This is a genomic window from Saccharopolyspora sp. NPDC049357 (assembly GCF_040677225.1).
GTDB lineage: Bacteria > Actinomycetota > Actinomycetes > Mycobacteriales > Pseudonocardiaceae > Saccharopolyspora.
Map to the genome: position 1 here is coordinate 36306 of NZ_JBFAQJ010000046.1, position 12871 is coordinate 49176.

Genomic DNA, 12871 nt, shown 5'->3' on the forward strand with positions numbered 1-12871 from the left:
CGTCGTCCCGAGGGGACTGTTCGTCGCAGGTCACCGCGTTGTGCGGAAAGGTGATGTACAAAACGGGGGCCAGCCGCGCAGGACGAGCACTCGGTGGCCTAATGTCGGAGGGGTCATGGCTCGTGTCATCCACGTCTTCCGCCAACCCGACCGATTCGTCGCCGGAACGGTCGGGGAACCCGGTGAGCGCACCTTCTACCTGCAGGCGTCCGAGGACGTCCGCACGGTGAGCGTGCAATTGGAAAAGCAACAGGTCTCGGTCCTCGCCGAGCGAATCGGCGCGCTCCTGGACGAGGTGCAGCGCCGGTTCGACGCTGACCTGCCCGGCCACACGCCCGAGGACCTCGTCGACAGCGAACCGCTCACGGTGCCGGTCGACGAGGAGTTCCGCGTCGGCACCATGGGGCTGGGCTGGGACGCCGAGTCCGAGGCCGTCGTCGTCGAGCTGCTCGCGGTCACCGAAGAGGAGATCGACGAGTCCGTGGTGCTCGACGACACCGAGGAGGGGCCCGACGCGCTGCGCGTGTTCCTCAGCCCGGTGCACGCCCGGGCCTTCGCCGAACGCGCCGAACGGGTCATCAACGCCGGCCGCAAGCCCTGCCCGCTGTGCAGCGAACCGCTCGACCCGGCCGGGCACATCTGCCCCCGCCAGAACGGCTACCGCCGCTCGGAAGAGGTCTGAGGCACGTGGCCGTCGAGGAGCCCGCGAACTGCGAGCTGCTGCGGCACGGGCATCTGGAGATCCAGGGCCGCCTCGTGGAGGCGTCGAACGCGACGCTGTTCTGCTCGGTCGAACTCGACGGCGTCTCGGGTGAGTGCGTCTACAAGCCGGTGCGCGGCGAGCGCCCGCTGTGGGACTTCCCCGACGGCACGCTGGCCGGCCGCGAGGTGTCGGCCTACCTGCTGTCGGAGGCCACCGGCTGGAACCTGATCCCGCCGACGCTGCTGCGCAACGGGCCGTTCGGGCCGGGCATGGTGCAGCTGTGGATCGACGAGGTCGCCGACGAGGACGCGCAGCTGGTCGACATCACGCACCCCAGCGAGGTGCGCGATGGCTGGCGGCAGGTGCTGCGGGCGCAGGACCCCGACGGTGATCCGGTGGTGCTCGCCCACGCCGACCACGAGCAGCTGCGACGGCTGGCGGTGCTCGACATCGTGATCAACAACGCCGACCGCAAGGGCGGGCACATCCTGCGCGCCCCCGACGGCCGCGTGCTGGGCGTCGACCACGGCATCAGCCTCAACACCGACGACAAGCTGCGCACCGTGCTGTGGGGCTGGATCGGCGAGGCCGTTCCGGAAGCGGAGCTCGAGCGGCTCGGCGAGGTCCGGGCGCTCATGGAGGGCGACCTCGCCGAACAGCTGTCCGAGCACCTCACGATCAAGGAAGTGCACGCGGTCAGCACCCGCATCGACCGGCTGCTCGACGCCGGAGTCTTCCCGGAACCCTCCGGCGACTGGCCCGCGATCCCTTGGCCTGCTTTTTAGAGCTCCGTGATCGTCTTGCGTGGCGGTAGCCGCTGTTCCAAGTGTGGGACTCAGCCGGCACCGCCGCGGGTTCTGACACGTCTTCTGGCGAGTACGCCGCGACGCCGTGTATTGGACATACATCAGTCGTGGCGCACGGAGTCCAGAAGGCGTGTCAGGTTCCGCCACCCGGACCGCCGGGCAAAGCAATCACTGGAAAATGATGATCCTCAGTCCACCAATGCCTGGTAGACGAGTTGGTGTAGGTAAGGCCTGATCGGGTGAGTGCTGGAGGGCATCAGCTGGGTCAGGAACAGGACCGTGAGGTCTTCGGCGGGGTCGACCCAGAAGGCCGTGCTGGCCAGGCCTCCCCAGGCGAACTCGCCCTTCGAGCTGAGCACCTTGGCCGCGAGCGGGTCGTCGACCACCGAGAACCCCAGGCCGAAGCCCTTGCCCGCGTTTGCGACCTCGGAGAACGCGCCCATGGCCAGGGTCTCCAGGTCGGCGCCGCCGGGCAGGTGGTTGCGGGTCATGAAGTCGACCGTGCGCGCGCCGAGCAGTCGCACGCCGTCCAGCTCTCCGCGACGCAGCAGCATCTGCGTGAAGCGGTGGTAGTCCCGGGCCGAGGAGAACAGTCCGCCGCCGCCGGAAGGGGCCTTGGGCGGCTGAAACGCGGTGTCGTACATCTGCTCGTGCTTGGGGTGCAGTCGCGCCTTGCCCTGCGGGTCCGCCGCGTACAGCGAGGCGAGCCGGTCGGCGTCGGAAGCGGCGACCTGGAAGCCGGTGTCGGTCATGCCCAGCGGGTCCAGGATGCGGGTGCGGAAGAACTCGTCGAGGGGCTGCCCGGAGGCGACCTCCACGACCCGGCCCAGCACGTCCGTGGCCACCGAGTAGTTCCAGCGGGTGCCCGGGTCGAACAGCAGCGGGATCTCGGCCCAGGCGTCGCAGCACGCCGCCAGGTCCAGGTCCGGCGCCATGCCGAACTCGAATCCGGCTCGGCGGTGCAGCTCGTCGAGCGGGTGCAGGTAGTTGAACGCGTAGGTGAGCCCTGCGGTGTGGGTGAGCAGGTGCCAGATCCGCATCGGCTCGGTGGCCGGCCGGGTCTGCGGATTGCGCGCCGGGCCTCCGGTGTAGACGCTCAGATCGGCGAACGACGGGATGAAGTCGCTGACCGGGTCGGTGAGCTCGAAAGCGCCTTCCTCGTAGAGCATCATGGCCGCGACCGAGGTGATCGGCTTGGTCATCGAGTAGATGCGGAAGAGCGTGTCCGTCTCAACCGGTTTGCCGCTTTCGACGTCCCGCATGCCGTGCGTGGACAGGTGCGCGATCTTGCCCCGGCGCGCGACGAGCGCCAGCCAGCCGGGCAGCTTGCCCGTCGTGACGTAGTTCTCGAAGTGCTGATCGATCCGCTGCAGCCGGGCCGCGTCGAAGCCGACCTCCCCGGGATCCACCTCGATTTCCAGAGCCACCAGGGCCTCCTACCGCGTTGTGCGACATGACGTTACCTGGAGTTTTCTACTCCTCCGGTCCAGCATTGGAAATCCTGGCCGCAGTGGCGGCGTTCACGTTTCCTGCGGAGTAGCGTCGTAGGCGTGACGAACCCGACCCCACCTCCAGGGCTGCCCCGCACGGCGGGGGAGCTGCGGAACAGCGGCCACGACCCTCGCAGCATCAAGGCGGAGATGCGCGCGAACCTGCTGACCTCGCTGCGCTCCGGGCAAGCGCTTTGGTCCGGCATCGTCGGTTTCGACCGGACCGTGCTGCCGCAGCTGGAACGCGCCCTGATCGCAGGGCACGACGTGGTGCTGCTCGGTGAGCGCGGGCAGGGCAAGACCCGGCTGCTGCGCGGTCTGCACGCGTTGCTGGACGAATGGACCCCGGTCATCGAGGGTTCCGAACTGGGCGAGCACCCGCTGCAGCCGATCACGCCCGCGTCGCTGCGCCGCGCCGCCGAACTGGGCGACGATCTGCCGGTGACCTGGCGGCACCGCGATGATCGCTACGTCGAGAAGCTGGCCACCCCGGACACCTCGGTCGGTGACCTGGTCGGCGACGTCGATCCGGTCAAGGTCGCCGAGGGACGTTCGCTGGGCGACCCCGAGACCATCCACTATGGACTCGTTCCGCGCGCGCACCGCGGCATCGTGACGATCAACGAGCTCCCTGACCTGGCGGAGCGGATCCAGGTCGCGCTGCTGAACGTGATGGAGGAGCGCGACATCCAGATCCGCGGCTACAGCCTGCGGCTGCCGCTGGACGTGCTGCTGGTCGCCACGGCGAACCCCGAGGACTACACCAACCGCGGGCGCATCATCACCCCGCTCAAGGACCGCTTCGGCGCCGAGATCCGCACGCACTACCCGATGGAGATCGACGACGAGGTGTCGTTGATGCGCCAGGAAGCGGACTTGCCCGCCGAGGTCGGTGACCACCTGCTGGAGGTGCTGGCCCGGTTCGTGGACCACCTGCGCGAATCCAGCGCCGTGGACCAGCGCTCGGGCGTGTCCGCCCGGTTCGCCATCGCCGCCGCCGAGACCGTCGCCGCCGCTGCGCTGCACCGGTCGGCGCTGACCGGGGAGGAACCGGCCGTGGCGCGACCGGTCGACCTCGCGGCGGTGCCCGCCGTGCTGCGCGGCAAGATCGAGTTCGAGGCCGGTGAGGAGGGCCGCGAGGACGAGCTGCTCGGCTACCTGCTGCGCCGGTCCGTCGCCGACACCGCGCGGGGCCTGTTCGCGGGCCTGGACCTCCAGTCGCTGGCCGATGCCGTGGTGGACGGCCACCCGGTTGCCACCGGCGAGCAGATCGCGGGCAAGGACGTGCTCACCGCGCTCCCGGAACTCCCGGTGCTGCACCAGGTCGCCGAACGCGCCGGGGTGCGCGCGGAGGATCCGCCGGGTCGCATCGCCAGCGCGGTGGAGCTGGCCCTGGAGTCGCTGTACCTGGCCAAGCGGCTGGGCAAGGACTCCGACGACGACCGCTCGGTGTACAGCTGATGAGTCCCCGCTACCGGTACTCGGCGTGGCACGGCGGGCCGGACCCGCTGCAGCCACCGGTCGACCTGCGCGAGGCGCTCGACCAGATCGGCCGGGACGTGATGGAGGGGGCCTCTCCGCGCTCGGCGCTGGAGGAGCTGCTGCGCACCGGCACCCGGGATTCGGCGGGCCTGGACGAGCTGACCCGGCGGTTGTGGCAGCGCCGCAGCGAGATGCAGCGCAGGCACCGGCTGGACGGCACGATCTCCGAAGTCCGCAGGTTTCTGGAGAGCGCGCTGGAGCAGGAGCGATTGGCGCTTGCGGCAGATGCGAGCGAGGACGCCCGGTTCCGCGAACTGCAGTTGAGCGCCCTGCCGCCCGACGTGGCCGGTCAGGTCAACGAGCTGTCGGAGTACGACTGGCGTTCCTCCGAAGCCCGCGAGACGTTCGAGGAGATCCGGCAGATGCTGGGCACCGAAGTCCTCGAACAGCGCTTCGCGGGCATGAAGGAGGCCATGCAGCAGGTCTCACCGGAGGACGTCGAGCGGGTGCGCGAGATGCTCGACGACCTGTCGAACCTGCTCGCCGCGCACGCCCGCGGTGATGAGGACATCCAGTCGAAGTTCGACGAGTTCATGGGCCGGCACGGCGAGTTCTTCCCGGAGAACCCGCGCGACGTCGACGAGCTGATCGACGCCTTGGCGGCCCGGTCGGCGGCCGCGCAGCGGATGCTCAACTCGATGAGCGAGCAGCAGCGCAACGAGTTGATGGCGTTGTCCCAGCAGGCTTTCGGCGATCCCCGCGTCGCGCAGGCGTTGCAGCAGATCGACCGCCAGCTGCAGGGGCTGCGGCCCGGTGAGGACTGGAACGGCCGGGCGCGCTTCCGCGGCGACCAGCCGATGGGCATGGCCGAGGCCACCGCGGCGATGGCCGAACTGGGCGAGATGGACCGACTGGCCGAGCAGCTGGGTCAGTCCTACCCGGGCGCGAGCCTGGAGGACATCGACCTGGAGGCCCTCCAGCGCCAGCTCGGCCCGCAGGCCGTGGTCGACGCCCAGCGCCTGTCCGACATCGAGCGTCAGCTGCGCGACCAGGGGCTGCTGCAGCGCGCACCGGACGGCAGCCTGCGGTTGAGCCCCCGCGCGATGCGCAGGCTCGGCGAGAACGCGCTGCGGTCGGTCGTCTCGCAGCTGCGGACCCGCAGGGGAGAGCGCGACACCGACCGCGCGGGCGCTGCCGGTGAGCTGACCGGCACGACCCGGCCGTGGACCTACGGCGACGCGGAGCCCTGGGACGCGGTCCGCACGGTCCGCAACGCGGTGCTGCGCCGCGCGGCCGAGGGCGAGACCTCGCCGATGCTCGACATCTCCGACCTGGAGGTCTCCGAGACCGAGCAGCGGTCCCGCTCGGCGGTGGTGCTGTGCGTGGACACCTCGTGGTCGATGGTGCAGGACGGCCGGTGGGTGCCGATGAAGCGCACCGCCCTGGCGCTGCACCACCTGGTCGCGACGCGGTTCCGCTCGGACGCCCTGCAGCTGGTCACCTTCGGCCGCTACGCGTCCACTGTGGACGTCGGCGAGCTCGCTGCGTTGGAAGGCGTGTGGGAGCAGGGCACGAACCTGCACCACGCGCTGCTGCTGGCGGGCCGGCACCTGCGCAGGAACTCGGACGCGCAGCCGGTGGTGCTGGTGATCACCGACGGCGAACCCACCGCGCACCTGGAACCGGATGGTGAAGCGGTGTTCCAGTACCCGCCCAGTGCGCACACGCTCAGCGTCACGTTGTCCGAAGTGGACGCGTTGCAGCGGTTGGGCACCACCCTGAGCGTGTTCATGCTGGGGGAGGACCCCAGCCTCACCGCGTTCGTCGACGTCGTCGCCAAGCGCGGCGGAGGCCGGGTCCTCGCCCCGGATTCCGACGGGCTCGGTGCGGCGGTCGTCGGTGACTACCTCCGAACCAAGCGCCGTCGTTGAGCGGTCCGCTGGTTTTCCCACTCTGGAGTTCTCAAAGAACAAGCGCTGCTGGGGCGCGTCGGGGCGAGAGGTGGCATCGGCCACCGGTTGTCGAACACCAGCGGTCAGGCTGGCTTTGGTTCTCCGTCGTTTCGTCGTGGGAGGAGACGGCGGATCGTCGATCGGGCGTTTCTGGGGTGGGACGTCATGTTCGAACTCATGTGTCAATGGTGCACCCGGCGATTCGAAAATGCGAGCGAATCGCCATCGCACGATCCGGTGATCGTGCTGAAAGCCGCTGCGATCCAGCGCCATTCACCGGCCGTGGAGCAAGGGGCCGCGGTCGGGAAGCGGTTTGACGACTGCGACCGGCCCGTCCGCCGACGGCCCGCACCCGCCGCAGGGGATCACAGCAACGCGGAAGTGGCCGGCGGGAAGCTCCCACCGGCCACCGAAAAGCGGTGCCTCAGCCCGCGAACGACCTGATCACGTCCGGGTTCGCGTCGGCCCACTTCTTCGCCGCCGCCTGCTCCTGGCCCTTGGCCGCGCTGTTGATCTCGTTCTCCAGCCCGGCCAGCTGCTGATCGGTCAGCTTGAACTTCTTGACCATGTCGGTGACCTCGGGGAAGTCCTGGCTGAACCCCTTGCGCCCGATGGCGTGGATCTGCTCGGCAGCGCCCATCGCTCCCATCGGATCCTGCAGGTCCTTGATGGGGTAGCGGGCGTAGGCCCAGTGCGGGTGCCACAGCGTCACGACGATCGGCTGCCTCTCGTCGGTCGCCTTCTGCAGCGCGGCGAGCATCGCCGTCGTCGAGGAGGTCTGCAGGGTGAACTCGTTCTGCAGGCCGTACGCCGGCAGCGCCTCCTTGGTGGTGCGGCTCAGCCCGGCGCCGGGGTCGATCCCGGTGACGGTCCCGTTGAGCTCGGCGCCCTTGCCCTTGAGATCGGCGATCGAGTTGACGTCGGTCATGTAGTTGGGCACGGCGATGTTGAGAGTGGCCTGGTCGTACCACACGCCCAGGTCCTCCAGCTGCGGGCCGTACTGCTTCCAGTAGTCCTCGTGCGTGGCCGGCAGCCACCCGTCCAGGAACAGGTCCGGGTTGCCCTGGGCCAGCCCGGCGTAGATCGGTCCGGCTTCCAGCTCGGTGATGTTGACGGTGTAACCGCGCCGCTCCAGCAACTCCTTGTAGAGGTAGGTGACGGCGATGTCCTCGTCCCACGCGATGTAGCCGATGTTGATCTGCTTGGCTTCCTGGCCGGTCTGCGCCTCCCGGCCGCCGCACCCGGCGACGACCATCACCAGCGCGGCGAGCGCGGCCAGAAGCGCCACCAGCCGCCTCGATCTCGTGCGCAACATTGACAACCTGCCTTTCCGCGGCGACCGGCCTCAGCCGGTCTTCGCCGCTTTGCGTTCCGCCCGCGCGACCGGCGAGCGGTCCGACAGCACCGCGGTGGTCCGGTCCAGGTAGACCGCGAGGATCACCACCGCCAGCCCGGCCTCGAAGCCCTGGCCGAGCTGGACCCGGGTCACCGCCTCGTAGATGTTGGTGCCCAGCCCAGGAGCGCCGACCATGCCGGCGATGACCACCATCGACAGCGACAGCATGATCACCTGGTTGATGCCGGCCATGATCGACGGCATGGCCAGCGGAAGCTGGATGCCGGTGAGGATCTGCCGAGCGGGAGCGCCGAACGCTTCGCCCGCCTCGACCACCTCGGTGTCGACCTGCCGGATGCCCAGCTCGGTGAGCCGCACACCGGGCGGCAGCGAGAAGATCACCGTGGCGACCACGCCGGGCACCACGCCGATGTTGAAGAACACGATCACCGGGACCAGGTAGACGAACGCGGGCAAGGTCTGCATCAGGTCCAGCACCGGCCGCACCACGTTGCTCACGTGCCGGTTGCGCGCGGCCAGGATCCCGACCGGGATGCCGATGAGCACCGCCAGCACGCTGGAGACCAGCACCAGGCTCAGCGTCTCCATCGCCGGTTCGAACTCCTCGATGCTGACCATCAGCCCGAACCCGATGAGGCTGAACAGGGCGAAGCGCCAGCTGCGCAGCCACAGCGCCAGGGCGGTGAACACCAGCACCATCACCAGGTCCGGCAGCCAGGTCAGCGCGAAGCTCAGGCCTGCGACCGCGGACTTGACCAGCAGGTCGATGAAGTCGAACAGCGGCCCGATGTTGTCGTTGAGCCACTCGACGGCGGTGCTGAACCAGTCGCCGACGGGCACCCGCGGAAGCTCGAACTGGGTCGGGAACAGCGCGGTCATCTCAGGCCTCCTCGAGCTCGGCCCGGTGGCTCAGCGCGGCGAACACCGCCTGCGGTGTCACCGCCCCGATCACCTGTTGCTGCGCGTCCACCACGGGCACCGTCCCGCTCTCGCCGATCCGGGCGAACAGGTCCTTCAACGGCGTGCTCGCCTCGACGGGCTGGACGCCATCCGGGGCGCTGATGGTGGGATCGGAGATGGAGCCGGCGGTGAGCACCCGGCTGCGGTCGACGTCCTGGACGAACTTGGCCACGTAGTCGTCGGCGGGCTCGCGCAGGATCTGCTCCGAATCGCCGATCTGCACGATCCGGCCCGCCCGCATCACCGCGATCCTGTCGCCGAGGCGCATCGCCTCGTTGAGGTCGTGGGTGATGAAGATGATCGTCTTGCTGAGCTGGGCGTTGAGGTCCAGCAGCTGGTCCTGCATCTCGCGCTTGATCAGCGGGTCCAGCGCGCTGAAGGCCTCGTCCATCAGCAGCACGTCGGTGTGCGCGGCCAGCGCGCGGGCGAGTCCGACGCGCTGGCGCATGCCGCCGGAGAGCTGCGCGGGGTAGCGCTCCTCCCAGCCTTCGAGGCCGACCATGCTCAGCGCCTCGCGGGCCCGCTCGGCGATCTCGTCCTTGTCGGTTCCGCGGATCTTGAGCCCGTACCCGGCGTTGTCCAGCACCGTGCGGTGCGGGAACAGCGCGAAGTGCTGGAAGACCATGCTCATCTTCTGCTGGCGCATGGTGCGCACCTCTCGGGGCGACATCGCGGTGATGTCGGTGTCGTCGACGAACACCTGCCCGGAGGTGGGCGTGAGCAGCCCGTTGAGCATCCGGATCAGGGTCGACTTGCCCGAGCCGGACAGGCCCATCACGACGAAGGTCTCGCCCTCGGCGACGGAGAAGGAGGCGTCCACGACGGCGGCGGTCGTCCCCTCGGCCTCGAGGTCCGCCGGATCGGCGCCCTGCTCGAGGCGTCGGACCTTCTCGGCCGGTTGCGGCCCGAAAATCTTGTACAGCCGTTCCACGCGTACCGAATTCACCGATCGCCTCCAGCGTTTTTCAGCTCGGCGAAAATCGTCGATCTCGCATTTGTTCCGCGATTGCTCTCGCGTGCTCTCCTGTGGCTGGTGTGGCCCGCTTGACCTGGATATACGGCTAGTTCCAGAACGCATAATCCCACTTTTCGGCCAGGACTGCGGAGGCTCGTTATCGAAGGGAATCCGAAAATCGGTACAGCACCGCGAGGCGCCCGGGTCGGGAAGGATGAAACCGAATGCGGGTATTTCCGGACAAGATCTGCCCATCGCGGGATCCCAACATGTGATACGGGCGATGGTCCACATGGCGGCACCGGGTCGACGGGGACGTTTAAGGTCGGATGCATGCAACCCTGGTCATCGGTTTCCGTCCCCGAGGTGGAAGGCACCCCACGTCCACTTCAGCTGTTCGACACCTCCGCCGGTGAGGTCAGGCCCACCGAACCCGGGCCCGAAGCGCGGATGTACGTCTGCGGCATCACCCCGTACGACGCCACGCACCTCGGCCACGCCGCGACCTACCTGGCGTTCGACCTGATCCACCGGGTGTGGCTGGACAACGGTCACCAGGTCCACTACGTGCAGAACGTCACCGACATCGACGACCCGCTGCTGGAGCGGGCCGAGCGGGACAACGAGGACTGGGTCGTCCTGGCGATGCGCGAGACCGCGCTGTTCCGGGAGGACATGGAGGCGCTGCGGGTGCTGCCTCCCGCGGACTTCATCGGCGCCGTGGAGTCCATCCCGGAGATCGTCGAGGCCGTGGGGAAGCTGCTGGCCTCCGGTGCCGCCTACCGGGCCGATGACGGCGAGTACCCGGACATCTACTTCCGGCACCAGGCCACCGGCAGGTTCGGCTCCGAGTCGAACTACGACGAGGCCACCATGAACACCTTCTTCGCCGAGCGCGGCGGAGACCCGGACCGGCCGGGCAAGGAGCACCCGCTGGACGCGCTGCTGTGGCGGATGGCCCGGCCGGGCGAGCCGTCCTGGGACTCCGAGCTTGGCGCGGGCCGTCCCGGGTGGCACCTGGAGTGCTCGGTGATCGCGCTGAACCGCCTCGGGCTCGGGTTCGACGTGCAGGGCGGTGGCTCGGACCTGATCTTCCCGCACCACGAGTTCAGCGCCGCGCACGCCGAGGCGCTCTCCGGCGACTTCCCGTTCGCCAAGCACTACGTGCACTCCGGCATGATCGGGCTGGACGGCGAGAAGATGTCCAAGTCGCGCGGGAACCTGGTGTTCGTCTCGCGGCTGCGCGGGGACCGGGTGGATCCGATGGCGATCCGGCTGGCGCTGCTGGACGGCCACTACCGCCAGGACCGCTCCTGGACCGCGGATGCGCTCACGGCCGGTGCCGCGCGGTTGGCCCGCTGGCGGGAGGCGGTCGCGCTGACCTCCGGTCCGGCGGCGGCCGAGGCGATCGCGGGGCTGCGCGCCGCGCTGTCGGACGACCTGGACACCTCGGGCGCGCTCCGCGCGGTCGACGCCTGGGTGGAGTCGGCGCTGGTGACCGGCGGTGACGACCAGGGCGCACCGGCCCTGATCCGCACGGCGGTGGACGCCCTGCTCGGAGTCGAGCTCTAACCTCCTGCGACATCAGCGAAGGGTGATCGGGAAGTCCGTCGAGGGCTCCCGGTCACCCTTCTTCGCGTTCCGGCACCGCTCTGGCAAAAACGGAAATTGAACAGCGCGGGAGCGCTGATCTGCGCTTGATCAACACGAGGTTCCGCCGTCCGTGGACAGGGTCTGAACGGGTTTGATTTGATCGTCGCGTCATCACGGGGAGCGACGACGTTCGTCCGAAATGTCGCCGTGGGCCCAGATTTCCGAAGATGGGGACACTCGAGAGGTGGCCGGGGAAGCATGCGGAGAGTGCTGATCGTCGGAGCCGGGCAGGCGGGGCTGCAGCTGGCGCTCACGCTGCAGGCCGAGCGCTACGACGTCACGTTGATCTCGGCTCGGACGCCGGAGCAGATCCGGAGCGGACGTGTCATGTCGACGCAGTCGATGTACTACCGGACGCTGGAGATCGAAAGGCGGCACGGACTGGGCCTGTGGGACGACACCGCGCCCCGGCTCACCGGTCTGCGCGTGTCGGTCGCGAACCCGGGAGGGGAGCGGGTCATCGACTGGATGGCGCCGCTGAAGGACTACGCGCTGTCGATCGACCAGCGCGTGAAGATGCCCGCCTGGCTCGAACTGTTCGCCGAGCGCGGTGGCACGATCGACCACCGCCGGCTTTCGGTGGCAGAACTGGACGAGCTGGCGCCCGACTTCAACCTCGTCGTGGTCGCGGCCGGCAAGGGCGAGCTCGGTTCGCTGTTCGAGCGCGACGCGCGGCGCTCGCCCTACACCGCACCGCAGCGCGAGCTCTCGGTCGCCTACGTGCGCGGCGCGCACAACCCCAGCGACCCGGACGACTCCTCCGCCGCCCGCTTCAACGCGCTCGCCGGCATCGGCGAGGTCATCAGCTACCCCGGGCACACGCTCGACGGCGCCTGCGAAATCCTGCTGCTGGAAGGCGTTCCCGGTGGTCCGCTGGACGCCTTCGGCGACCGGCCCGAGCCGCAGCGGCAGTGGGAGCGGATGCTCGGCCTGCTGCGCGAGCACTGCCCGTGGGAGCACGAGCGGTTCGCCGACGCCGAACTCACCGACGAGGGCGGGACGCTGGCCGGCGCGGTGACGCCGACCGTCAGCGAACCGATCGGGCAGCTTCCCTCGGGCCGCCTGGTGCTCGGTCTCGGCGACAGCGTGGTGCTCAACGACCCGGTCACCGGGCAGGGCTCCAACGCCGCCTGCCAGAGTGCGCAGATCTACCTGGAGAGCATCCTCGCCCGCGGTGACGGCGCTTTCGACCGGGGCTGGATGCAGCGCACGTTCGACAGCTACTGGGACTTCGCCCAGCACGTCACGTCCTGGGCCAACGCCGCGCTGCAGCCGCCGCCCCCGCACGTGCTCGACATCTTCGGGGCGGCCGCGAAGCTGCCCGCGGTCGGCGAGCGCTTCGCCGACGGCTTCGCCAACCCCGACGACATGGCCTCGTGGTTCCTGGACCCGAACGCCGCCGGCGCCTTCATCGCCGAGTGCTCCGCCGCCTGAGATGAAACGGTCGACCGCAGGTCGTCGCGGCTCGCGGCCTGGAGGTCGTCTCCGACGACTCCGAGCTGCAGAAGGCGGT

General features: G+C 69.3%; 10 protein-coding genes. 6 read left to right on the plus strand and 4 right to left on the minus strand.

From position 1 onward, the window contains the following. Window positions 1-115: 115 nt before the first annotated feature. Together AB0J91_RS28210 and AB0J91_RS28215 are read left to right on the plus strand one after the other, a co-directional pair. The gene (locus tag AB0J91_RS28210; protein ID WP_363786623.1) at window positions 116-682 is read left to right on the plus strand and encodes a DUF3090 domain-containing protein; all 567 of its coding nucleotides are present in this window, start codon (window positions 116-118) and stop codon (window positions 680-682) included. A gap of 5 nt (window positions 683-687) precedes the next feature. Continuing rightward, on the plus strand, window positions 688-1488 hold the full coding sequence (locus tag AB0J91_RS28215) for an SCO1664 family protein (protein WP_363874707.1): 801 nt from the start codon (window positions 688-690) through the stop codon (window positions 1486-1488). Window positions 1489-1697: 209 nt separating this feature from the next. Here the strand turns inward: AB0J91_RS28215 and AB0J91_RS28220 are convergent, their stop codons facing one another. After that, window positions 1698-2939, minus strand: a complete 1242-nt coding sequence (locus AB0J91_RS28220) for a serine hydrolase domain-containing protein (protein WP_363874733.1) — start codon at window positions 2937-2939, stop codon at window positions 1698-1700. Between the two features lie 120 nt (window positions 2940-3059). On the opposite strand from AB0J91_RS28220, the gene AB0J91_RS28225 reads away from it, so the two are divergent. Further along, window positions 3060-4460: an ATP-binding protein gene (locus AB0J91_RS28225; protein ID WP_363874710.1), complete on the plus strand. Its 1401-nt coding sequence runs from the start codon at window positions 3060-3062 to the stop codon at window positions 4458-4460. Further along, complete coding sequence (locus AB0J91_RS28230; RefSeq protein ID WP_363874713.1) at window positions 4460-6412, plus strand: VWA domain-containing protein; 1953 nt, start codon at window positions 4460-4462, stop codon at window positions 6410-6412. The genes AB0J91_RS28225 and AB0J91_RS28230 overlap by 1 nt, the downstream gene beginning before the upstream one ends. 445 nt (window positions 6413-6857) lie before the next feature. Here the strand turns inward: AB0J91_RS28230 and AB0J91_RS28235 are convergent, their stop codons facing one another. Genes AB0J91_RS28235 through AB0J91_RS28245 form a run of 3 tightly spaced genes read right to left on the minus strand, consistent with a single transcriptional unit; the run spans window position 6858 to window position 9696 of the window. Then, window positions 6858-7721: a glycine betaine ABC transporter substrate-binding protein gene (locus AB0J91_RS28235; RefSeq protein ID WP_363874715.1), complete on the minus strand. Its 864-nt coding sequence runs from the start codon at window positions 7719-7721 to the stop codon at window positions 6858-6860. A 57-nt stretch (window positions 7722-7778) separates the two neighbouring features. After that, on the minus strand, window positions 7779-8669 hold the full coding sequence (locus tag AB0J91_RS28240; protein WP_363874717.1) for an ABC transporter permease subunit: 891 nt from the start codon (window positions 8667-8669) through the stop codon (window positions 7779-7781). Window position 8670: 1 nt separating this feature from the next. Beyond that, window positions 8671-9696 (minus strand): betaine/proline/choline family ABC transporter ATP-binding protein, encoded by a 1026-nt coding sequence (locus AB0J91_RS28245; RefSeq protein WP_363874719.1) that lies wholly within the window; start codon window positions 9694-9696, stop codon window positions 8671-8673. A 342-nt stretch (window positions 9697-10038) separates the two neighbouring features. Here AB0J91_RS28245 and mshC point away from each other — a divergent pair, with 342 nt between their 5' ends. After that, window positions 10039-11277, plus strand: coding sequence for a cysteine--1-D-myo-inosityl 2-amino-2-deoxy-alpha-D-glucopyranoside ligase (gene mshC, locus AB0J91_RS28250; protein ID WP_363874721.1), 1239 nt, complete (start codon window positions 10039-10041; stop codon window positions 11275-11277). 279 nt (window positions 11278-11556) lie between these two features. Further along, complete coding sequence (locus AB0J91_RS28255) at window positions 11557-12792, plus strand: styrene monooxygenase/indole monooxygenase family protein (RefSeq protein WP_363874723.1); 1236 nt, start codon at window positions 11557-11559, stop codon at window positions 12790-12792. Window positions 12793-12871: the final 79 nt, after the last annotated feature.